Origin of the sequence: Alteromonas sp. W12, from assembly GCF_001924945.1 — a bacterium.
GTDB classification, from domain to species: domain Bacteria; phylum Pseudomonadota; class Gammaproteobacteria; order Enterobacterales; family Alteromonadaceae; genus Alteromonas; species Alteromonas macleodii.
In genome coordinates this window covers 1,111,882-1,134,811 of the sequence record NZ_LQXH01000001.1, presented here as the reverse complement: position 1 = coordinate 1,134,811, position 22,930 = coordinate 1,111,882, and the positions used below count along the sequence as shown (strand labels likewise).

The 22,930-nt window shown below is 44.8% G+C and carries 16 protein-coding genes and 1 tRNA gene; 11 read left to right on the top strand and 6 right to left on the bottom strand.

Annotation, left to right across the window (positions count from 1 at the left end):
• Positions 1-33 precede the first annotated feature (33 nt).
• From AWH61_RS04820 to AWH61_RS04810, 3 genes are read left to right on the top strand one after another with little or no spacing between them, the layout of a single operon-like run.
• The gene (locus AWH61_RS04820; RefSeq protein ID WP_014976187.1) at positions 34-525 is read left to right on the top strand and encodes a (2Fe-2S)-binding protein; all 492 of its coding nucleotides are present in this window, start codon (positions 34-36) and stop codon (positions 523-525) included.
• A complete protein-coding gene (locus AWH61_RS04815) occupies positions 522-2,819 on the top strand; it encodes a xanthine dehydrogenase family protein molybdopterin-binding subunit (protein ID WP_083605852.1) in 2,298 nt (765 codons plus the stop codon). The genes AWH61_RS04820 and AWH61_RS04815 overlap by 4 nt, the downstream gene beginning before the upstream one ends.
• Before the next feature lie 10 nt (positions 2,820-2,829).
• Positions 2,830-3,576 (top strand): hypothetical protein, encoded by a 747-nt coding sequence (locus AWH61_RS04810; RefSeq protein WP_249922600.1) that lies wholly within the window; start codon positions 2,830-2,832, stop codon positions 3,574-3,576.
• Between the two features lie 89 nt (positions 3,577-3,665).
• On the opposite strand, the gene AWH61_RS04805 is transcribed toward AWH61_RS04810, so the two are convergent.
• Entirely contained in the window at positions 3,666-4,160 is a 495-nt protein-coding gene (locus AWH61_RS04805; RefSeq protein WP_014949059.1) for an acyloxyacyl hydrolase, read from the bottom strand.
• 287 nt (positions 4,161-4,447) lie between these two features.
• Here AWH61_RS04805 and AWH61_RS04800 point away from each other — a divergent pair, with 287 nt between their 5' ends.
• The 6 genes from AWH61_RS04800 (at position 4,448) to AWH61_RS04775 (ending at position 14,931) form a co-directional block, all read left to right on the top strand.
• Complete coding sequence (locus AWH61_RS04800; protein ID WP_075176326.1) at positions 4,448-5,098, top strand: NAD(P)H-dependent oxidoreductase; 651 nt, start codon at positions 4,448-4,450, stop codon at positions 5,096-5,098.
• Between the two features lies 1 nt (position 5,099).
• The gene (locus tag AWH61_RS04795; RefSeq protein ID WP_075176325.1) at positions 5,100-7,025 is read left to right on the top strand and encodes a monovalent cation:proton antiporter-2 (CPA2) family protein; all 1,926 of its coding nucleotides are present in this window, start codon (positions 5,100-5,102) and stop codon (positions 7,023-7,025) included.
• 278 nt (positions 7,026-7,303) lie between these two features.
• On the top strand, positions 7,304-8,437 hold the full coding sequence (locus tag AWH61_RS04790) for an efflux RND transporter periplasmic adaptor subunit (RefSeq protein WP_039225671.1): 1,134 nt from the start codon (positions 7,304-7,306) through the stop codon (positions 8,435-8,437).
• Positions 8,438-8,440: 3 nt separating this feature from the next.
• Positions 8,441-11,488, top strand: a complete 3,048-nt coding sequence (locus AWH61_RS04785) for an efflux RND transporter permease subunit (RefSeq protein WP_049588794.1) — start codon at positions 8,441-8,443, stop codon at positions 11,486-11,488.
• Between the two features lie 245 nt (positions 11,489-11,733).
• Positions 11,734-12,801, top strand: coding sequence for an MBL fold metallo-hydrolase (locus AWH61_RS04780; RefSeq protein WP_081106076.1), 1,068 nt, complete (start codon positions 11,734-11,736; stop codon positions 12,799-12,801).
• Positions 12,802-12,996: 195 nt separating this feature from the next.
• Positions 12,997-14,931 (top strand): EAL domain-containing protein, encoded by a 1,935-nt coding sequence (locus tag AWH61_RS04775; RefSeq protein ID WP_075176324.1) that lies wholly within the window; start codon positions 12,997-12,999, stop codon positions 14,929-14,931.
• A 159-nt stretch (positions 14,932-15,090) separates the two neighbouring features.
• Here AWH61_RS04775 and AWH61_RS04770 read toward each other — a convergent pair whose 3' ends face one another.
• The 4 genes from AWH61_RS04770 to AWH61_RS04755 all read right to left on the bottom strand — a co-directional run bounded on the left by AWH61_RS04770 (position 15,091) and on the right by AWH61_RS04755 (position 18,952).
• The gene (locus tag AWH61_RS04770; protein WP_075176323.1) at positions 15,091-16,809 is read right to left on the bottom strand and encodes a sensor domain-containing protein; all 1,719 of its coding nucleotides are present in this window, start codon (positions 16,807-16,809) and stop codon (positions 15,091-15,093) included.
• Between the two features lie 197 nt (positions 16,810-17,006).
• Positions 17,007-17,083, bottom strand: a tRNA-Val gene (locus AWH61_RS04765).
• Between the two features lie 158 nt (positions 17,084-17,241).
• Positions 17,242-18,318: a patatin-like phospholipase domain-containing protein gene (locus AWH61_RS04760; protein WP_075176322.1), complete on the bottom strand. Its 1,077-nt coding sequence runs from the start codon at positions 18,316-18,318 to the stop codon at positions 17,242-17,244.
• Between the two features lie 205 nt (positions 18,319-18,523).
• Positions 18,524-18,952: a MarR family winged helix-turn-helix transcriptional regulator gene (locus AWH61_RS04755; RefSeq protein WP_014976177.1), complete on the bottom strand. Its 429-nt coding sequence runs from the start codon at positions 18,950-18,952 to the stop codon at positions 18,524-18,526.
• A gap of 397 nt (positions 18,953-19,349) precedes the next feature.
• Between AWH61_RS04755 and hmgA the strand changes: the two genes are divergently transcribed.
• Together hmgA and hppD are read left to right on the top strand one after the other, a co-directional pair.
• Complete coding sequence (gene hmgA / locus AWH61_RS04750) at positions 19,350-20,645, top strand: homogentisate 1,2-dioxygenase (RefSeq protein ID WP_075176321.1); 1,296 nt, start codon at positions 19,350-19,352, stop codon at positions 20,643-20,645.
• Between the two features lie 292 nt (positions 20,646-20,937).
• Positions 20,938-22,011, top strand: coding sequence for a 4-hydroxyphenylpyruvate dioxygenase (gene hppD, locus AWH61_RS04745; RefSeq protein ID WP_014949049.1), 1,074 nt, complete (start codon positions 20,938-20,940; stop codon positions 22,009-22,011).
• Positions 22,012-22,048: 37 nt separating this feature from the next.
• Here the strand turns inward: hppD and AWH61_RS04740 are convergent, their stop codons facing one another.
• A complete protein-coding gene (locus AWH61_RS04740; protein ID WP_075176320.1) occupies positions 22,049-22,414 on the bottom strand; it encodes a VOC family protein in 366 nt (121 codons plus the stop codon).
• Positions 22,415-22,930 lie beyond the last annotated feature (516 nt).

Genomic DNA, 22,930 nt, shown 5'->3' with positions numbered 1-22,930 from the left:
ATATTAAACATTAACTTCACGGTGACACAAACCATGATTGAATTTACGTTAAATGGAAAAAGAGTGCAGACAGATGCTGCATCAGATACGCCTCTCGTTTGGGTAATACGCGATGAATTTGGACTAAAAGGTACCAAGTTTGGGTGCGGTGTAGCGATGTGTGGCGCATGCACGGTACATATTGATGGTAACGCTATTCGCTCTTGCTCCTATCCCGTTTCGTTAGCTAAAGATAAGAACGTAAACACTATTGAAAGCTTCAACAACGCGCATCCGCTGCAATCTGCTTGGGTAGAAGAGCAGGTTCCTCAGTGTGGCTATTGCCAGTCTGGCCAAATCATGCAAGCAGCGACATTGCTAGATAGAAATCCAAACCCGAGCGACCAAGATATTGTTAATCACATGAGCACCAATTATTGCCGCTGTATGGCTTACGCGCGCATAAAAAAGGCGATTAAGCGCGCTGCAACGTCTTCTGTTCAATACTTTGATCCAACCGCTTCATCAGAAGGGGAAAACGCATGAGCATGAAAAATATCTCTCAAGAAAAGAAAGACATGATCAACTTATCTCGCCGGTCTTTTATGGTGGGATCAGTGAAAACGTCTTTATTCATGGCATTTGGTGCTGCCGCTATTCCACCCCTGCTGTCGGCGAAAGAAAGTATTGAAGCCAAACAGTTTTCTCCAAATATTTGGTTTGAAATGGATACAGATGGCAACGTTACCGTCAACATAGCCAAAGCGGAAATGGGTCAGCATATCGGCACGCCAATCGCTAGAATCTTGGCTGATGAGCTTGAGTGCGACTGGGAGAAAGTGTCTATAGTGCACGTTGATACAGACCCGAAATGGGGCTACATGGTAACAGGCGGCTCTTGGTCAATTTTCCATACTTACAAGCCAATGTCTCAGGCGGGCGCCGCTGGCCGCATGGTGTTAATTGATGCAGGTGCGAAGCTACTTGGCGTGCCTGCCGATAGTTGTAAGGCAGAAAAAGGCTTTGTTATCTCAGGTAACAAAAAAATTAGCTACGGCGATATCGTAGCGAATGGCAAAGTAGACAAAACATTCAGTGCAGATGAGCTTGCTGAATTGCCAATTAAACCGGGTAAAAAACGCCACCTTATCGGTGTTAACGCAGACTACAAAGCACTCGACATCCCGCCTAAAACTAACGGTACTGCGGTATACGGCATTGATGTGGAAGTGGAAAACATGCTTTATGCACGCCCCATTCTGCCTCCGACTCGTTATGGCAGTACAGTAACAAATGTCGACGACAGTAAGGCTAAGAGTCTACCAGGATATAAAGGTTATAAAGTGCTTACCGATCCGAGCGGTACTATCGAAGGTTGGGTTACTGTATTGGCTACAGACTACCCTACTGCGATAAAAGCTGTTGATTTGGTGAAAGTTAGCTACAACGCCGGTAAAACCGCTAATGTTTCTGAAGCTGATATACAAAAAGAAGGCGAAAGAATTGTACGCGATCGTAAGGAAGGCACCGTTTTTGTAGACGAAGGAAATATAGAGCTGGCGCAAACAAAAGCGGCACAAACCATTGAAGCTTTATACACCACAGCGACTGCCAATCATTTCCAGCTAGAACCACTTAACGCCATTGCTGAATTTAAAGGTGGTAAATGGCATATACATACGGGTAACCAGTGGCAGAGCCTAACACTTCCTACTGTAGCTAAAGCCGCAGAGGTCCCAGAAAGTGATGTGGTCCTTCACCAGTATTATCTTGGCGGTGGCTTTGGGCGACGCCTTTTTGGTGATTGGGTTGTTCCAGCTTTGCTTACAGCTAAAGCTGCTGGCCAGCCAGTCAAACTGGTATTCATGCGCCCGGATGATACATTATTTGATCAACCCCGCTCTGCCTCTACTTCACTGTTTAATGCGTCGTTCGATGAAAATAATCAGTTTTTAGGCATGGAGCATGCGCTAGCGGCAGGCTGGCCAACACTAAAAATGGCACCAGGATTTCTAGCACCAGGAGTAAACGGTGAAGGAAAAGTCGATATGTTCTCGGCATCTGGCGCCGACCATTGGTACACCATGTCTCACCATCGCGCCCGTGCGGTTAACAATAAGGTAGCACAAGATACATTTACGCCAGGTTGGCTGCGTTCGGTAGGTCAAGGTTGGATTGTATGGGGCTTAGAATCATTTATTGACGAAGTGGCAGTGAAAGCCAACAAAGACCCCGTCGACTTCAGACTTGCTATGTTAGATGGTAAAGGTAAACAAGGGGGCAAAGCGCCTGAAAGTGTCGGCGGTGCCACACGACTTGCCAATACGCTTGAAATTCTTAAGAAAAAGACGGCGAATGTTAAACTTGGTGCTGATGAAGGCATTGGCTATAGCGTAAGTGCAGGTCAAGAACGCACTATGCCAGCTTGGCTCGCGACTGCAGCTCATGTTCACGTTAATAAGCGCACTGGAAAGATAACGGTTAAGAAGTTATGGGTTGTGTCTGATGCTGGTATTGTTATTCATCCAGATGGCGCGATGGCACAACTTGAAGGTTCACTGCTGTGGGGACTGAGCTTGGCACTGTTTGAACATAACGAAGTGAAAAACGGTCAGGTTTCAAAAACAAACTTACATACCTACCTTCCTCTACGTATGAACGATGTCCCAGAGATGGATATTGAACTTGTTGAAAGTGAGGAGTTTCCAGTAGGACTGGGTGAACCAGGCGTTATTGGTGTCGCGCCGGCTATCGGCAATGCCGTGTACCAAGCCATTGGTGTACGGCTACGTCATTTGCCCATGCTTGCTCAACACGTTACCGCAGCATTAAAAGCATAAGGGCAGTATGATGAAAATGATAACAGTCCTATTAATTGGTGCTCTCTCATCATTCGTCCTGAGTGGGTGTATTGCAAATAAAAATGACGATAGCGACCATAATAATTTGACCGCTAGCACTTCAAAAGCAGCTAACTCAACACCTGCTTTTGAAGCTTATCAGCAAGATCCTAACCCAACGACAGCATTTAACTACTTGTTCGATGTAGCAACACATCCACGGTGTGTGAACTGTCACGGTGTTATTGAAGATGGCGCTCACCGACCGACAGTGGGCGACAACAGCGTCCCCCACCCTATGAACATTACCTCTGTGAATAACTTGAAAATGGCGGTGCAAGATGGAAAGTTTGTTCAGGTTGGCGAAACGCACCCCGTAAACTGCCGCGGATGTCACCAAGATGAAAATGCGCGTGAACCCGGCAGGCCGCCTGGTGCAGCAAACGACCTTATGCCAGGTTTCGTGTGGCACATGCCGCCTCCTACCATGATTATTGGTAGCGACATGACACCCTCAAAATTATGCAACAATTGGTTAAACCCACGTTTGAACTCTTTTCTTGCTCAACGTGGGGGAAGAGATGACATGAAAACGTTTAAAAAAGAATTTGAGCATCATGTCAGTGATGATCCATTAGTGAGATGGGCATGGAACCCCGGCCCAGGCAGAACACCTGCTCCTGGGACACATGCACAGTTTGCTAAGGCAATGTCGGTTTGGATTAACGGCGGCGCACCTTGCCCGACAGAAAGTTAAGTTAAAAAAGTCTTTGCCAAAAATGAACAGCCCGCGTTTTAAGCGGGCTGTTTAACGAACGAACTAAGGCACAACTTGTTTAGGCGAGATTAGAAATGGTAGTGAGCACTTAATACAAACGATTCTGAACCAGGGTTCGTGTCCCCTAGCCCGCCGTTAGAAATGTGGCCAATTTCAGCTTCTAGCGAAAATGATTCAGAAAAATTGTAGAGTCCGGAAAGTGATGAATAGAATTCAATGGTGTCGCCTAAATTTTCAGATTCATCAACAATGCCCGCGTGAAAGGCAACGCGTACTGAAAAGTCATTGTATTTGTAGACGTCTTTTGCCAACCCCGCAGCGAAATAGTGTTGGCCTTGATCTGCGTTTACCAAGAGAACTGTTGGTCGAATTCCGTAAAATGATTCGAGCGGTTTGTGAACATAAGCCACATGCAATGCGTAACGGTCTGCGTCATCAAACAAGTTCCATACCGCAGCCCCAGCTTTAAGCTCACTTCCTTGCGGCAGGGCTTGAGTAGAAAGAGAAACAAGGGGAGAAAGTAAAGATAATGCAAGTGCGAGTGTTTTTACTGGTGTTTTCATGTTTATACTGTTCTAAGCAAAAGTTAAAAATAGTGTTCCGTCGACGCTTCTATTCGAAGCTGTTTTTATACGTGAGTACATAATGGTAATCAGGTTACTTTTTTCAACCTAATAAATATTGGTAACCTTATAACTTTGAGGAAAAACACATTCTTATTTGCTCTAAACGTACAGATTGAATTAATGAATAACCTAGGGTCTTTTGACCTTTGCCGTGTTTTGCACATCAAAAATCAACGGCTCCTTATAGCTCAACGAGAGCTGGCTGTAGCACTGAGTAGAAATGTATGACTGACGAGAACATCATTGAAAGCAATGTAGAGAGCACCAAGAAAAGTAAGAAAGTACTGGTTCTCTTTGCCCACCCCGCGCAAACCCGTTCAGAAGTAAATGTGCCGCTTTTTCACGAAGCAAAAATGAATAAACACGTTACTGCTGTTGACTTGTATGCAGAGTATCCAGATTTCAATATTGATATTGAGCGGGAGCAGCAGCGTTTAGTTGACCACGATGTCGTTGTTTTTCTGTTTCCACTTTACTGGTATTCCACACCTTCAATCTTAAAAGAATGGCAAGATTTAGTGTTGGAATATGGTTTTGCCTATGGGCATGAAGGCACTGCACTTAAAGATAAATTATTTCTTTGCGCATTAAGTGCAGGCGGTAAGGAAGAAGCCTATCAAACTGATGGCTTTAATCATTACACCATCAGGCAACTGCTCCAGCCTTTAGAGCAAATGGCTCAGATCACGCACATGACCTACATTGCTCCTTTTGCGATCTTTGGCTCTCGTACTGCGCAAGAAGAGCATCGCGTTGCTGAACATAGAGGTAAGTGGACAACCTTGCTAAACAAATTGACCACTAACACCCTGAATCTAGAAAAAGCAAAGCACATCGAGAATCTCGCAGACCTTTGTACGTCGCAAGGAGAGTAACGTGACTGGCTATTTCTTATATGCATTTATCTATTTGGTCGCCGCCGTAATTGCAGTGCCCATTGCGAAGCGTCTTGGATTAGGGTCTGTACTAGGCTATTTAATAGCCGGGCTAGTGATTGGCCCGATATTCGGCCTTGTTGGTGACGAAACTGTTGCCATTCAACATTTTGCTGAATTCGGTGTAGTCATGATGCTGTTTTTGGTTGGGCTAGAACTAGAGCCTCGCTCGCTGTGGGCGATGAAGTCAAAACTAATGGGATTGGGCGGCCTTCAGCTAGCGTTAACCACCGCCCTTATCACAGGCGTAGCCATATTGCTTGATCAGCCTTTTAGTATTGCCCTTACAATAGGCCTTATATTCGCCCTCTCTTCAACCGCCATTGTCTTACAAACGTTGCAAGAAAAAGGGCTGCAAAAAACAGAAGGTGGTAAAAGCGCTTTTTCTGTGTTGTTGTTTCAAGATATCGCGGTTATTCCCATGCTTGCGCTTATCCCCCTCCTTGCCATACCCGAACTGGTCGAAGCAGGAAATGCACATGGCGGCGATACAGGGTCACACGATAGCTTTAATTTAGTTGACGGGCTTGCCCCTTGGGCTTCAGGTCTTGTGATCATTAGCTCAATTGCCTTTTTAACCATTGGAGGACACTACTTAAGTCGCCCCTTATTTAAGTTTGTTGCTGCGTCGGGTTTACGGGAAATTTTTACCGCCACAGCGCTCATGCTCATTATAGGAATTGCAGCACTAATGGGACTTGTAGGTCTGTCTCCCGCCCTTGGTGCATTCTTGGCCGGTGTAGTTTTGGCAAACAGTGAATTCAGGCATGAACTTGAAGCTAATATCGAGCCGTTTAAAGGCTTATTGTTAGGCCTCTTTTTCATAACGGTAGGCGCAGGCATTAACTTTTCCGTACTTAGTGAGAGCCCGATGCTAATAGCAGGGCTAACCGTAGCTGTTATGCTTGTGAAAGCCATTGTGCTGTTTATCATCGCCTTAATTTTTAAAATAAAAGGCACTAACAAATGGCTATTCACATTAAGCCTTGCTCAGGCGGGTGAATTTGGCTTTGTGCTATTAAGTTTTGCCTCGCAAAACTATGTGCTTCCCAGCGACATTATTTCTGTTCTCTCGCTTGTTGTTGCCATTTCAATGTTCCTAACACCAGGACTTTTTATTCTTTTCGACAAGGCCATCATTCCTCGCTACAAAAACGCGAAATCACAGCGAGCTGAAGATGAAATTGACGAGAAAGGCACCGTCGTTATTGCTGGAATTGGGCGCTTTGGACAAATCATTAACCGTCTTTTAGTGGCCAACGATGTAAATACCGTTGTGCTTGATATTCGCTCTGAGCAAATAGACCTTATCAGACGGATTGGCACCAAAGCCTATTTTGGCGATGCATCTAAACCAGACATTTTGCATACTGCTGGCGCCCATGAAGCATCGCTATTAGTTATTGCTATAGACGATAAAGAAACCGCTGCCGAAATGGTGAAATACGCCAAGCACGCATTTCCTAACATTAAAGTGCTTGCGCGTGCCTTTGATCGCGGTCATGGGTATCGCTTGCGCCAGTTGGGTGCAGATTTTGTGGTATCAGAAACGTACCACAGCGCTCTTGAAATGGGCGCAGAGGCACTTCGCTCACTCAATATTCACCCTTTCCAAGTTGAACGGCAAAAAATGGCGTATAAAAATATTGAGGCTCAGCAAAACGATGTGCTGTATCACGCGTGGGCGGATGAGGCCAGCGGAGAACGAGTAGACAATAATTATCTGAAACTCTTTATTGAACTTGAGTCGCTAATCGAAAATGCGCTAAAAGCAGATTTACACGACAAGCATTCGAAAATGCGTGGCTGGACGCCACCACCGAAAGGCTATGCTGAAAACCTCTCGCCCGATGAGAAACCTGATTAGGGTGAATTGTGAGCTAGCCGGCGGTATTTCGAGAGGGTAATTGTCTGATAGTGACCGGACACCCACGAATATTTATGGGTGGTAGCATACTATCGCCTTGTAAAAATAAACAAAAAGCTGATCGAAAAGGGAAAAAAGCGCTATAACCTGTATGTATATCAAACTTGTCGTATATTGGCTTTTTATCTTTCACGTTCAGAAGTTAACACGCGCCTTGTACAAGATAACCCATTGCCTTAGTGGGAATAAAAAGTGGTCTATTTAAATGGAGAGTTACCATGTTGTCTGAAAAAAGTCTCTTTCACAGCTTAGCCCTGCGCACTGTGATGGTATTTACTGCACTAGCTGGATTAAGTGCGTGTGAAGAAGCCCCCACGCCTCCCAAAGCAGTCTCATCAACACCGGTAACGCTTTATAAAGTGCAGCACTCAGACGAAACCATTGCTAAATTCCCGGGGCAAGTGGAAGCGGCTGAATATTCAAACCTTTCGTTTCGCATCGGCGGCAAACTCCAAGAACTCAAAGTAAAAGCTGGTGAAGAAGTTAAAGAGAACCAGCTTATCGCTAGACTTGATGATAGAGACGCGAAAGCACAGTTAGCCACCGCTCAGTCTCAGTTTGACGTGTCATCGGCTATGTTTGAACGTATGGAGGCTTCCGTTGAAAAAGGCGCGGTAAGCCGCTCTACTTTTGATGAAGCGAAAGCCAATTTTTTAGCCGCTAAAGCCAGTCTGACCAACGCACAGGACCAGCTAAGCTATACGGAGCTTCGCGCACCGTTTGCGGGGCTTATTGCGTCTGTTCCTGTTGAAAATTACCAAGTCATTGTACCGCAGCAGACCATTGCCGAGCTTCATATGCCGGGCGCAATCGACGTTACGTTTCAATTGCCAGAACAAAAAATGCGTATGATTGATCGCTCACGAGCCCGTGAAAATCGTACATCTGAAATGGCATGGGTGAGCTTTTCAGGTATGCCAGATAAGCGTTACGCGGCCATGTATAAGGACCACGAAAGCACCACGCGACAAGGCGAGCTTAGCTATGAGGTAACAATTACTCTGCCAGAACCAGACGACATCAATGTTCTAGCGGGCATGAGCGCCACCGTATTACTTGATATGTCGAAACTCATTGAGTCTAACGCAAAGCTTTGGCTAGTACCTTTTGGTGCGGTGGTTACCGACAATGCAGATCCAGACAAAGCGATTGTATGGCGTTTTAAACCCAGTGATAGCGACGCGACGAAGGGCACCGTAGAAGCAGTAGAAGTGATGATTACGCGCGGTATTTCCAACGGTCTGTTAGTTGAAGGCCCGCTAAACGACGATGATAAAATCGTTGCTGCTGGAGCTCATCTTGTAAAAGAAGGCCAAGCTGTTACGGAGTGGACGAAAGAAGGGGGCCTATAAGCCATGGTCGAGTATTTTTTTCGTCAAAAAGTAATTAGCTGGATGGTCGCCATCATCTTGGGTGTTGGCGGCATTGTGACTTTTCTTGGCTTAGGTCAGCTAGAGTTTCCCGAATTCACCATTAGAAATGCTCTGGTTATTACTCAATACCCAGGGGCAACGCCTGAGCAAGTTGAGGAAGAAGTTACGCTGCAGCTTGAAAAGGCGATTCAGCGTATACCCAACGTAAAACGAATCAGCTCAGTAAACATGGTTGGGCTATCGCAAATTACTGTTGAGCTTAAAAGTAGTGTTCAGGCCAAGGACCTAGAGCAATACTGGGACAACTTGCGCCGTAAAGTGGGCGATGCACAAGCATCGCTGCCACCTGGCACCAGCACCTCGATTGTGAATGATGACTTTGGTGACGTTTTTGGCCTGCTGCTTACTCTTAAAAGCGAAGACTACTCCCTTAAGCAAATGGAAGACTTTGCAGATTTAATGCAGCGAGAGATTCAGCTTGTTGACGGTGTAAAAAAGGTGTCGATTGCCGGTACCGTTAATGAACAGATTATTGTGTCGTTAGATCACGATAAAATGAAAACCCTTAATGTTTCTGCAGAATCCATTGCTGGCCTTTTAACCGCGCAAAATGTAGTGGGCAACGCGGGTTCGATTAAGGTTCAGGGCAAGCGCCTGTCCATACAGCCCACTGGCGAATTTGATAACCTAGAGGCGTTAGGTCAGGTGGTAATTGGCTCACCGGCAAGCGGCCTTATTCGCTTAACAGATATCGCGACTATTGAGCGCAAGCTTAACGATACACCTTCAATCCTTTATCACAGTTCTGGCACGCCGGCTCTGTCAATTGGTGTGTCGTTCGCGTCGGCGGTAAATGTAGTTGATGTAGGTAAACGACTTGATAGCAAAATAGCCGAGCTAGAGCAGCGTATGCCCCTAGGTATGACGCTGGATACCGTTTACAACCAGCCCACAGTGGTCGACGATTCTGTAACTGGCTTTCTTATTAACCTTGTTGAAGCCGTGGCCATCGTTATTTTCGTGCTGCTACTTTTCATGGGCTGGCGCAGTGGCGTTCTGATGGGGCTCATTCTTGTGCTTACCATTCTTGGCACTTTTATATTGATGTCGGTAAAAGGCATTGAGTTGCAAAAAATCTCCTTGGGTGCGCTTATTATTGCTCTTGGCATGTTGGTCGACAACGCCATCGTGGTAACCGAAGGCATGTTGATTGGTGTGAGAAAAGGACAAACCAAGCTTCAGGCGGCAAAAGACGTGGTATCGCAAAATGGGTTGCCGCTGCTTGGCGCGACTGTGATTGCCATTACCGCTTTTGCGCCAATTGGTCTATCGCCAGATGCCACAGGTGAATTCGTCGGCTCCCTCTTCTGGGTACTTTGCTTTTCGCTTTTCTTAAGTTGGATCACCGCACTTACCATTACCCCCTTCTTTTTCGACTTACTGTTTAAAACTGAAAAAGAGCGCGGAGCTAATGACGAAGATGACGACCCATATAAGGGCATTATTTTTACGGTATACAAGCGTGTGCTTACTGCTGCTATCAATCATCGTTACGTGACAATTGTACTGGTACTTGTTGCATTAGTAGGCAGCATGGCGTCAGGTAAATTCGTAAAAAATGCATTTTTCCCAGATTCATCCACACCGCTGTTTTTCGTCGATTTATGGTTGCCTGAAGGTAGCGACATCTTAACCACCGAGCAGTCTATTCGTCGCTTAGAAGACAACGTGTTAGGCATGGAGAATATCGCCAACGTAACAAGCGTTATTGGCGGTGGAGCACAGCGCCTTACCCTCACCTATGCGCCAGAAGACAGATACGCCAGTTATGGTCAGCTTATCGTTGAAACTGATACGGTTGAGTCTCGTGATGCTCGTATGCGAGAAATTATCGAGCTGGTGCGAGAAGACTTCCCTAATGTGCAATACAAGGTAAAAGCACTTCAAGTAGGCCCTTCTGCAAAAGCGGCAATTGAAGCGAGAATTTACGGACCAGAGCCTGAAGTTTTGCGTGAGATTAGCAGCGACATTGAAGCCATATTTCAAGCAGAGAAAACCATGGACAGCGTTCGCTTGTCGTGGAGCAACAAAGTCCCATTTGTTGAACCTGTGTTTCTGGAAGAACAAGCCAGGCGTATCGGCGTAACGCGAGATGCCGTTCACACCGCATTTTTACTGAACAATGAAGGTGAGACTGTGGGCCTTTACCGCGAAGGTAGCGATTTAATACCTATTGTCATGCGCAACGATCCAAACCAGCGCTATGACATAGATAACCTCGCCTCACTCAACGTATGGAGCCAAGAACAAGGTAAATATATAAGCATGGCTGATGTTATCAGCAATGTGGATGTATCGCTTGATAACCCTATCATCAAACGCCGCAACCGGGTGCGGATGCTGGCGGTTTATGCAGAGCCCATGCCTTTATCCGGTGAGACAGCTGCGAGCGTGCAAGCTAAAGTTCGCCCTCTTGTAGAAGAGCTTCAACTGCCTGATGGCTACCACATTGAATGGGGCGGCGAATATGAGACCTCAACAGACGCACAAAGCGCCCTATTTGCAAGTATGCCTATTGGTATATTAGGTATGTTCATTATCACCGTTTTGCTGTTTGGCAAGCTTCGTCAGGCGTTAGCGATATGGGGCGTAATTCCACTCACCACTATCGGCATTATTGGCGGGTTGGTGCTAGTTGGTGCACCCTTTACGTTCATGGCGCTGCTCGGCAGCTTAAGCCTTATTGGTATGGTGCTTAAAAACGGGATCGTATTAATGGAAGAAATAAACGTACAGGCAAAGGGTAACAGTGGCGCATTCGATGCCGTAGTAGCCGCGTCAGTATCTCGTGTACGTCCCGTTTCAATGGCAGCCATCACCACCATACTGGGTATGATCCCGCTGTTTTCTGATGCGTTCTTCGCGTCAATGGCAGTTGTTATTGTATTTGGTCTGACCGTTGCCACCGTACTTACACTGCTTATATTGCCTGTGCTGCACTGTACGTTCCATGGTATAAAGTCAGAATAAAAAGTACGCACAACAAATTCGATTAGTTGTGCGCTAGTTCGTGTAGGTAGCACAAAAACGGTGCGAACCTAATATTGTTAACAGCCAGCATGAGGAGAGTCTACTCATGCTGGCTGCATACTATCGCTTAGCTGCAATCTATCCTTCTCAACAAAAACTACACCCGACAGTTTACTTTCAACAAAATTAGTTTATTATGGGTAAACTACACTGTGCAGTATACTTTTTTTGTTTAAGGTGAGAGCATGCCCGTTTTTAATCGCACACGCTTTCTTGTTGGAGTTTTATTTATGACATCTTTCTGTGGTTCTTCAAACACCCTTGCTGCGAGCGCGCCGCAACCTGAAAAATTCACTAATACTCATATTGAATATAAAACGACGTGGCGAGACATGTGGAAAGTCACCAAAGCGTATTTTCGTGACAATAGAGATGCTGCAACGCCAACGTTTGACATACCCGTGTCGGCACTTACACCACAAATGCTTGACGCAGTTGCAGAAGACAGCGTGATAAAGCTGGGCCACTCTACTACCCTATTGAAACTTGCCAAACGTTATATCTTGATCGATCCGGTCTTTAGTGAACGTGCTTCTCCCGTCCAATGGATGGGGCCCAAGCGTTTCCACCAAGCGCCAATTTCACTGGAAGACTTGCCTAAATTAGATGCCGTTATCATAAGTCATGACCATTACGACCATTTAGATAAAGGCAGTATTGAAATACTAAAAAACAAAGTCGACGTGTTTATTACACCGCTAAAAGTTGGCAATCATTTACGTGACTGGGGTGTGGATGCAAATAAAGTTGTTGAGCTAAATTGGTGGCAAAATACAAAAGTGAGCGACATTGAAATAGTGGCCACACCGTCTCAGCATTTCTCAGGGCGAGGTTTATTTGATAGAGACGAAACTCTTTGGGCAAGTTGGGTTATCAAATCTGCAAATACCAACATCTTTTACAGCGGTGACTCGGGCTATTTTGACGGATTTAAAGCTATTGGTGAAAAGTACGGTCCGTTTGATTTATCGATGATTGAAACCGGCGCATACAACGAGCTATGGTCTGACATTCACATGCTGCCTGAAGAGAGCTTGCAAGCCCATATTGATATTCAAGCGAGTGTCATGATGCCTGTGCACAACAGTACCTTTGATTTAGCACTACATAATTGGAATGAGCCTTTAATAAAAATCACAGACCTTGCTGGTACTAAGGGTGTTCCCACCAGTATTCCTATCTTTGGCGAAGTTGTTCCGGTTAAGGGTGCAGGCGAAGCTCCGAACAAAACCTGGTGGTTAGACGAAAGGTGAGTAGCTAATAAACAGCGCTTGCTTCATTATTCTGGGCTCTTAATTGCTCGCTTAACTCTATGTTTTGCAGTACATTTATTATTCGCCGCTTAGGCACTATTGGCGGGTATAACAAAAGCCTCAATCAAAGTGATAGCACTCGATTTGGTTGAGGCGAATAATAAATTTCTCAGTTAAAGGAGCTAACTGCTAGCAATGAAGCTGTCTAGTCAAATTAATTTGGGCGTTTTTGCCCTTATGCTTTTAGCATTTACGGTGTTGTCGAGTATTGAGCTAAGCGAAATAAAATCTCGCACTTCAGTGTCAATCGAGCAAGAAGCTGAAGAAGCACGGCTGCGTTACGAAACAACCGTCTTACAAACCTCTGCCTTGTCGTCTCAGTCGAAGCAATCAGTGATTGATGCCATGCTTCGTCAAATGGTATTGCAGCCGTTTTTATCTGCAGCCAAAGTCATTGATGTCGAAGGAAATGTGTTTGCGAAGTACGAGCGCTCGCCTAACACTATTGTTCCTAATTGGTACTTACAGCTGGACTCCGCACCTGCCGTTAACAAGAAAATTCCTTTTTCGAACAATGATGGTTATTTGTTAGTTACGTCAGACACGTCTTATATTTACACTGAAATCACCGCTATTCTCATCAAAAATGCTATTATCTTTTGTGGGCTATTTTTCGCCCTCGCGCTATATATCGTCACGGTAACCAAATTTGCTAGGCGCCCCATTGCCAACACCATTAAGAAGCTTAATGAGATAAATAGCCACGACTTCACCCCCTCGCAGGTAAATGCGTTTACAACAGATTACCGCCAACTTACCAGCACAGTGAACACCCTAACCACGTCGTTAGCATCAAAATTTAATGACATTGCTCAGCAATCTGAGCGATTCAAAACAGAAGCCAATAAAGATACATTGACGAAGTTGTCGAACCGCAGTGCATTCGAGCGACACACTCGCGCGCTGTTGTCTGACACGTCTAATTTCCAGGAAAAAGAGCTTATTCTCATCAGGCTCGCTCAACTTACCACTATAAATACTAAGTTGGGCATGTTAGCTGGTGACAATTATGTAAAATCTATCGCGGACTTTCTTGTGCATGAGGCGAAGCACAATTGCAAAAGTGGCTTTGTATTTCGGTTATCAGGCGGAGATTTCGCCTTGATAAGTGAAATTATGGGGCGGGACGAACGGGATTTGATGTTAGAAAATATGTCGAAGCAGTTTACAAACGCCACGCCACTTCGAGATGGAAGCAAAGCAACGTGGATGGGCGTTACACGTTTTTCTAGCCAAATGTCGTTACAGCAGGTAATGGAAAGTGCTGACAGTGCGTTGATGGCGGCAATGAAAACGCAAAAAGGATGGCAGTTTTCTTCAGAAGTGTCTCAGGTTCATAGCAATACAAAATGGCGTGAGCGCCTCAATTACATCGTGTCACAGCAATATGCCGATATTCTAATTCAACCCGTGATGAATGTAGAGCGAAACGCACCAGCATATTACGAAACGTTTGCTCGATTTAAAGACAAAGACACCAATGATGTTATACCCATGGCGCAACTTATCCCCGCATCAGAGCGATTGGACCTTATTCCTCAAGTCGATAAGTTGGTAGCAGGCATCGTGTTTAAAAAGCTAACGGTAACGTCTCATCAGGTTGCTATAAATATTAGTAACGCCTCAATTGCCAACGGCGAGTTTAGAAAATGGTTAATTGAAGAGCTTCGAACCCGGGAAACGCTATGCCCAAGACTTATTTTTGAAGTCGAAGATGCAGCGCTTATTCACCATCGAGAAGTAGCCGAGAACTTTTGCCGTCAACTCATACAGCTGGGCTGTAGAATTACCATAGAACACTTTGGCGATAACTTTGCCTCGCTTGCGGGTTTAAGGGCAATTCAGCCTCAATTCGTTAAGCTTTCGGGACGGCTAACCCAGGGAATTCATACCAACAAAGATAATCAGTTATTTGTCTCTAGCCTTATCAATATTGCGAAAGGCCTTAATATCCACGTTATTGCGGAAATGGTAGAAAACGAGGCTGAGTCTGTTGCACTGAGCAAACTAGACGTTGAACACCAACAAGGCTATTACTTTTCTAAACCCTCACTTTGGACAATGTACTAAGTGTAAGCTCGCTGGTCTGAGGCACTGAACGTCAGGATAAGTATTGACGCTTTATGTGAGACCCCGCGCTTTATACGAATTTATTGTGCGTCGATTCGATGAAACGTTTAAGGCGGTGTTGTGAAAATCTCTTTCATATACACCTCCTTTGAACCGCATTTACTGTTCGTTAAGCAGCTTTACAATGGCGTCAGAGCTAATGGGTTTTGAATACAGAAAGCCTTGCACATATTCAACGTTAAGAGACTTGCAGTAGTTCGATTGATTTTGAGTTTCCACGCCTTCAACAACAATGTTTAAATCGAGTTTGTGACCAACATTCACGATAGCCTCCATTAACGCGCTATCGTAGGCATTTTCCGGTGCACCTCTTAAAAATGAACGATCTATTTTTAAGTGGCTAACGGGAAACTGTTTTAAATAACTAAGCGAAGAATAACCCGTACCAAAGTCGTCAATCGATATTTCAACGCCCTGGTCGCGTTGCGCTCTCAAATTCTCTAAAATCGTATTGTCAGACTTAATAAGCACATTTTCGGTAAGCTCTAACCCAATATCTTTAGGCAGTAAACCGTGCCGCTCTCGACACTCCCTTAGGCGTTCGAAATAAGCATTCTGCTCTAACTCTTTTCCTGAAACATTGATATCAACGCGAATATTAATGCCCTGCTCTTTCCATAACTGTGCCTGTTTGCACGCCTTTTCTAACACCCAATTTCCAATGTGAACAATTAACTCACTGCGCTCAGCGATGGGGATGAAGATATTGGGTGGAACAGCCCTATCCTCATCTTTAGGACGCCACCTTAACAGCGCTTCACACGATGCCACTTTTCCAGTGAGCAAATCGATTTGAGGTTGATACAAGAGTTCAAACTCGTCGTTAACCAAAGACTCATGGAGATAGGCTGCGATACTTCGCTGTTGTCGAACTTTCTGACTTAAAGCGTGGGTGAAAAAATGAAAACGGTTTCGGCCTTCAGCTTTCGCCTGATACATTGCGACGTCTGCATTTTTCAGAAGATCATCAATCTCACTTCCGTCTTTAGGGTACATACTAATACCGATACTTGAAGTGATATGCACGTTTTCAGTGCTAAGCGCGAAGCTCTGCCTGAAACACTCAGTAAGTTTCTTAGCAATGTCAGCACTTTCATTTTCAGAGGTCACTTGTGTGGCGACAAAAACAAATTCGTCTCCACCGAACCGAGCCAGTAAGCCTTGTTCGCTCAGACAATCTGACAGCCGCTTAGAAACAGAGCGCAGTAATTCATCACCCCAGGTATGCCCAAGCGTGTCATTAACTTCTTTAAACATATCTAAGTCAATGAAAAACAAAGCGAAGCCAGACTCATTGCGCGATGCATCCTCGATGGACGACGTCAAAAACTGCTCTAACAGGCGTCGATTAGGCAACTCGGTTAACAAATCTGTGGATGCCATTCGCTCAAGTTCTTGCCTGATGTTGTGCTGCTCACTCAGGTCAATATCCACACAATACATTTCGGGTGAATCTGTGCCTTCTTTCAGCATGACGTGAGATGAGAAAACATGGATAGGCTCGCCACTTTTCTTCTCAAGCACGAGTTCGTCTGAAGGAATTGCCTCACCGTAATCTATCCATCGCTGATGTAACTTTATCACTTCACTTTTCATGAACGAGGGAATGATGAGATCTTCAAGTTTTTGACCTAGTGCTTCGCACTCACGAAAGCCATACATGTCTTCACTTGATTTATTCCAGTAGATGACTTTTCGGTGCTTGTCATAACCTTGCACCGATACCTTTGGCAAGGCACTAATAAGCTGAAGGAACCGCCTTTCAGCCGAACCATGCTGTTCAAATAACGGGGGCTCTTGGTATTTCTGTAAGCTCATCGTACTCCCGCGAGTGCTAAATTGTTAGATAGCAAAGATATAAAAATGGCCACCATTCTTTTAGTGTAGTCCAAATCACACAGACCACCCGACATTAAAAAGTTAAATTGCTCGTGAATATCGCTGAATAGAGAAAAGGGTAGCAGTGCGTGTTACGCAGAACTTGGGTAAATAAAAGATGAAATTAAATCGTAAGATGGTGCGTCTACCCTGATTCGAACAGGGGACCTCTACCATGTCAAGGTAGCGCTCTAACCAACTGAGCTATAGACGCATATAGAATTTTGTTGCACCTGATAGGTGGGCGAATGCCAAGCAACGGCGCGTATAATACTTAGCACGAGCGTTGCCTGCAAGGAAAACTTATCAAATGACGATTCAAGTGACTAATTTGACAGCAATTAGCCATTTTCTTCAACAATTGCGATTAACTTAAATCATTTTAAATGGAAGCGGCTTGATAACGTCCACTAAGGATCCATCGTTAACAGCACGCATAAAATATTCACCCAACCTGTCGGTTTCTTTCAATACTGTTTGCCAATACTTGATGCGCGTTTTTGCATCGAGTACTTCAAAATCTTTCCTATCGGGGATTTTGCTATAAGGCAAATTAGCAACAAACGATGCCGAAGGCACTAGCATTACAACGTTATCGTAGCTTGACCGATGAGGCACCCTGCCCTTCAAGCCCTTATCGAACCAGCCTGGAATGGGCTTGTCGTAAAAATGCGGATATAACACTAAGCCATCGTCTGGCCCAAAGGACAAATCGAAGTGGTAGTCAATAATACCGCCATCTCGATACATTCCAGCTGGCGCACCTTCAATTTGCTGTACGCCCTCAATAACCACAGGAATAGAACCCGATGCTAGCAGCGCGGTATGAATATTTCCGTGGGTTAACGTGTGGTACTGAGTAGGCAGTTGATACGGGTCTTTTATCGCAAATTCAGTATTCGGGGTAGAGAACACATAGCGTGTATATAAACGTGAAAGGTGTCGTCGGTTCACTGTATTGGCCGCTGCACTCATCGCCAAGCCCGAAAGTTGCCTAAACTTACTTTCAAAACGAGTAGCACCTAAACATTTAGCAACGATCAGGTGCGCTTTAAAGCGGGAGTTAGACAGCACTTCTTGTTTACCTGCTTCATCCACCATTTCTTTCAGCAAGTCTTCGGCTTTAGCCGTAATTTCTCTAGGCGTAGGCTTGTCGCTGCTATAAGTTGTTGTTGAATAGGAAGCAGCCAAACGATTTATGGCAGCTAGGGGATCGTTTTGTACAGCGCAAATGATACGAAACGCACCCGCTGATGAACCAATTACATGTATTTGATGCTCAACGTTGGCAAACCATTCGGGAAACAGTACGCGATCTAGACCAGCCAAAGAAAACCATTTCGGGCCGCCAGAAGCCCCCAGAAAATAGCTAAATAACTCAGGCGTAAACCCGTTTTTCATTATGGATTCACGTGCTTTTTTACCTGCGTATATTTCTAAGGGTGCCACTCAATGTCCTCACTGTGCGCCAAATAGAAGCGCTGTATAAAGCGCTTGATAAATATTTAAGGGGAAGCAACATGACTAATAAATCCAATAACTTCCCCATTTGATTAGTTCGGGGGAATTTAACAGTTAAAGGCGCGAAAGTAACCTTTATAGCAATGCCTTCACATCTGCTCAGACCAGACTTTTCAACGACTTCACCCGAATCTTAAGGCGTTAGTGCATCTATCACTTTTACAAATATTCGATACTCATCTTCAGTGATATTTTCCAAACGCTTATTTTGCCAAGCCACAATTTTAGGCAACAGCGCCCGATAGATTCGTTCTCCTTCCACTGACAATGAAATTAATGTGGCCCGTTTATCTCGCTTGCTCACACGCTTAACGATAGCATCTCGCTTAACCAATCGCTCCAGCGCTCGCGAAACCTGCACTTTATCTAGTCGTGTTGCAATAGCGATTTCTTTTGCCGTTAGCAGTGATTTTGGCGAGCTTTCATTTCGGCCGCCTAATGTGGCCAAGATTCGCCACTCTGGTTTAGTAAGTTTATATTCTGCATATTCTTTTGAGAGCGATTCACTTAAATCGCTCGCAAGCATGGCTACCTTGTAGGCAAGCATATCTTCTAGCTGCATGTTTTAAGCCCTTTTCACTGTATTACTCTTGCTATTTTTACTTCTGCGACCGCCCTGAAAGCCATGGTTGTTTTTCATTTACCTTAGGCGTTACTTATACCCACAGTGTCGCTACCATCGGTCGAGCGTTCAGGCGCGTTCAACATTAACCCAGGTAACTTTCACAGCTAATATCGTGCATTAAAAAACACACAATACGTGTAACCTTGTAATGGGCATCACATAAAAGGTGTAAAGCTAGCGTACCAAATGACGTTGGTTCTATTCCCTCTACTCGCCCATCGCCATTGATTTACATTTCATTTACCTCTAGCCTAAATCACATAGTTTCATTTGTAACTACTTTATTTTGCATTCATCTGTACAGCCACATCGATGGCCGCCTGTGGGAGGGTTTATGGATAATTTGTCGTATTTAACGGGTTTTAATAACGAGCACGAGACAGAGGCGCTGCCGGGTGCCCTTCCTAAAGGCCAGTTCAGCCCACAAAAAGTGAATTATAAGCTTTACGCTGAACAGTTTAGCAGTACAGCATTTACTGCCCCACGAGCAGAAAACCGCCGCAGCTGGACATATCGTTTACGCCCCTCTATTGCTATGGGCGACTTTGAAAAAATTGATAACGGCCTGGTGAAAACAGCACCTGAGTCTGATGTCCATTGCCCTCCGAATGTACTTAGGTGGGATCCTGTTCCCTTACCAGACAAAGACGTTGATTTTGTAGACTCGCTTGTAACCATCGCCACTAACGGTGACGCTAAAGCCCAAGTAGGTATGGGCATTCACTGCTACAGTGCCAGTGCTAATATGCAAAATCGTGTTTTCTACTCATCAGACGGAGAAATGCTTATTGTCCCTCAGCTAGGTGACATGCTGATCACCACCGAGTTTGGTAGGCTCAACCTGTCTGTAGGTGAAATTGCCGTTATTCCTCGTGGCGTTCGATTTTCGGTTAACCCTATAAATGGGCCAATTCGCGGATATATATGCGAAAACTACGGTCATCCTTTTGTGCTGCCAGAGCGCGGCCCGGTAGGCGCGAATGGCTATGCGAACCAGCGTGATTTTTGCTATCCCACGGCCTGGTTTGAAGATAATGAGACGCCTCACACTTTGGTAAACAAGTTCTGTGGAAATTTGTTCGAAGCAAAACTCGATCACTCTCCCTTTGATGTGGTGGCTTGGGTAGGTAACTCTGCCCCTTATAAATATGATTTGTCCCGTTTCAACGTTATGAACACCGTAAGTTTTGACCACCCGGATCCGTCGATATTTACCGTGCTTACCTCACCATCTGAGCTGGAAGGTACGGCGAACGTTGACTTCGTTATTTTCCCTCCAAGGTGGATGGTTGCTGAAAATACTTTTCGCCCGCCATATTACCACAGAAATATTATGAGCGAGTTTATGGGGCTAATTGAGGGGATGTACGACGCCAAAGAACACGGCTTTGTGCCCGGCGGCATGAGCCTTCACAACTGTATGACTCCCCATGGCCCAGAAGCTGAAGTATTTGAAAAAGCCTCGAACGCCGAGCTTTCACCGCAGCGTTATGAAAACACGCTGGCGTTTATGTTTGAATCTCGCTATGCCATTGCGCCAACGGAGTTCGCTTTAAACAGTGATATTCGACAACGAGATTATTTGGCGTGCTGGAAAGGCCTTAAAAAGTACTACGATGGTGAAAAATAAGCGCCCTGGGATTAGTAACGTTACGCGTACTGATACCTAAACGAGCAATTGTACTGATTTTTGAACACTACCGACAAGCATCACCTTTGCTTAATAGCATTTATTTTCAAACAGTTAGGGGAAGTTAGCTTTCCCTAACACAGCATCTCATTCACGGGTGAAAACAAAACGTTACAGCTTTGCTTTCCATGCCCAAAATCCCTGAACTCGACACCTATTGCTTGCTTTTTCACTGCGACCTTACAATCAGGTAACAATTATAAAATGTGATTTACGTTGAGGATGTATCGCTATGGCTGATTTGTTTGAAAACCCTATTGGTTTAGACGGGTTTGAATTTTTAGAGTTCACTGCGCCTAAAAAGGGCATGTTGGAACCCATTTTTGAAGCTATGGGCTTTACCCTTGTTGCTCGCCACAAATCAAAAGACGTGGAATTATGGCGTCAAGGCGACATCAATTTATTAAGTAACTACGAAAAGAAATGTCATGCAGCCTATTATGCCGAAGAACACGGTCCATCAGCGTGCGGTATGGCATTCCGCGTTAAAGATTCACAGCACGCATATAAAGAAGTGCTTGCCCGCGGTGCTCAGCCTATGGATACCCATACCGGTCCAATGGAACTGAAACTTCCTGCTATTAAAGGTATTGGCGGTGCGATGCTTTACCTTATCGACCGTTATGAAGGTGAAAATACCATTTACGACATCGACTTCAATTGGATTGAAGGCGTTGATCGCCATCCTGAAGGATGTGGCTTCCATACGCTCGATCACCTCACCCATAATGTGTACCGCGGCCGCATGAATTTCTGGGCAGGGTTCTACGAAAAGCTATTCAACTTTAAAGAAATTCGCTATTTCGATATTAAAGGTGAATACACAGGTCTATTATCGAAAGCAATGACGGCGCCAGACGGTAAAATTCGCATACCGCTAAATGAAGAGGCGGTTGGCGGTGGTGGCCAGATTGAAGAGTTTTTAATGAAGTACAATGGTGAAGGTATTCAGCATATCGCTTTCGCTTGTGACGACCTAGTGGCGTGTTTAGACAAGCTTAAAGCGAAAGGCATGAAGTTTATGACGCCTCCACCAAACACTTATTACGATATGCTTGAAGAACGTCTTCCTGGGCACGGCGAAAACGTAGATGAGCTACAAAAGCGCGGTATTCTATTGGACGGCACAACGGAAAATGGTGAGCCTCGCCTACTGCTTCAGATATTTTCTGAAACCGTTTTCGGCCCAGTATTCTTTGAATTTATCCAACGCAAACAAGATGAAGGTTTCGGCGAGGGTAACTTCAAGGCACTATTTGAGTCGATTGAACGCGATCAGGTAAATCGCGGCGTACTAAACAAGTAAGTAGATAGCTAAGACAATACTAGGGCAGCAAGTCTCATCACTTGCTGCCTTTTTCATATAGCGCGCACGCAGCGCCGCTTGGGTCAATAATGACACAAAAGCTGTCTTTGCCGTGATGACGTATATCACCCGCCTGTTTTCCACCTTTGGAAGTAACTTCTTTCAACGCTGCATCTAGATTTTCTACGGTAAAGTAATTAATCCATCCGCTTGGGTACTGCGCGTTTTCACCCCGCTTATGACAAATGCCGCCCACAGGTGTGCCGTCGGCCTTCATCATGACATAATCATTGTAGCCACCCATATCTATGGGTTCTTTCTTCCATCCCATCACCGCTTCATAAAAGCTGACAAGTTCGTCTGCGTTTTCTACCGTAATATCGCACCATGAAGAATCTGACATTGTCTCTCCCTCTGTTTTTTGTTTAGGGCGGTTGTTTTGTTAGGGCTCTCTTTATAGTTGAGGCATTTTTTCTAGTCAGCGCTCTTGTTCTGGTTAGAGATCAAATACCTAGTAAGCTACATAACTGATAAGCGCAATGCCCCATTGCTTCAATAAGCAAAACCCAGGACTAAATTAACTACTAACAGTAATACTTTACCGAATATTTGTTAACTAATAGATCATTTTAATGTACTGATGTTTTAAAGGTAAAAAGGCTAGAGTCTATTGACCTTTGCTGTACATCAAAGATCAACATGGCCAAAAGAGTTCGATCATTTGAATCTCGCGTTTTAGTAATACGCAAATTTCTGAAAAAAGCCATGGTTGTCAAGCTAAGAAATTGCAAAATTACAAAACATTTTTTATTTTAGTTGTAGACATGGCCTGTGGAAAATGCTTGTAAAATTGAGAATGTTATCCACTGAACATTGTTTGTACAGTTTATTTATCCTTTTAAATACATGCACTTACAAC

Excerpts from the sequence above, each read along its gene's own strand:
- AWH61_RS04775 (WP_075176324.1), top strand. The coding sequence starts at position 12,997 with ATGAAGCTGTCTAGTCAAATTAATTTGGGCGTTTTTGCCCTTATGCTT.
- AWH61_RS04780 (WP_081106076.1), top strand. The coding sequence starts at position 11,734 with ATGCCCGTTTTTAATCGCACACGCTTTCTTGTTGGAGTTTTATTTATG.
- AWH61_RS04800 (WP_075176326.1), top strand. The coding sequence starts at position 4,448 with ATGACTGACGAGAACATCATTGAAAGCAATGTAGAGAGCACCAAGAAA.
- AWH61_RS04785 (WP_049588794.1), top strand. The coding sequence starts at position 8,441 with ATGGTCGAGTATTTTTTTCGTCAAAAAGTAATTAGCTGGATGGTCGCC.
- AWH61_RS04820 (WP_014976187.1), top strand. The coding sequence starts at position 34 with ATGATTGAATTTACGTTAAATGGAAAAAGAGTGCAGACAGATGCTGCA.
- hmgA (WP_075176321.1), top strand. The coding sequence starts at position 19,350 with ATGGATAATTTGTCGTATTTAACGGGTTTTAATAACGAGCACGAGACA.
- AWH61_RS04790 (WP_039225671.1), top strand. The coding sequence starts at position 7,304 with ATGTTGTCTGAAAAAAGTCTCTTTCACAGCTTAGCCCTGCGCACTGTG.
- AWH61_RS04755 (WP_014976177.1), bottom strand. The coding sequence starts at position 18,952 with ATGCAGCTAGAAGATATGCTTGCCTACAAGGTAGCCATGCTTGCGAGC.
- AWH61_RS04815 (WP_083605852.1), top strand. The coding sequence starts at position 522 with ATGAGCATGAAAAATATCTCTCAAGAAAAGAAAGACATGATCAACTTA.
- AWH61_RS04740 (WP_075176320.1), bottom strand. The coding sequence starts at position 22,414 with ATGTCAGATTCTTCATGGTGCGATATTACGGTAGAAAACGCAGACGAA.
- AWH61_RS04810 (WP_249922600.1), top strand. The coding sequence starts at position 2,830 with ATGAAAATGATAACAGTCCTATTAATTGGTGCTCTCTCATCATTCGTC.
- hppD (WP_014949049.1), top strand. The coding sequence starts at position 20,938 with ATGGCTGATTTGTTTGAAAACCCTATTGGTTTAGACGGGTTTGAATTT.
- AWH61_RS04770 (WP_075176323.1), bottom strand. The coding sequence starts at position 16,809 with ATGAGCTTACAGAAATACCAAGAGCCCCCGTTATTTGAACAGCATGGT.
- AWH61_RS04805 (WP_014949059.1), bottom strand. The coding sequence starts at position 4,160 with ATGAAAACACCAGTAAAAACACTCGCACTTGCATTATCTTTACTTTCT.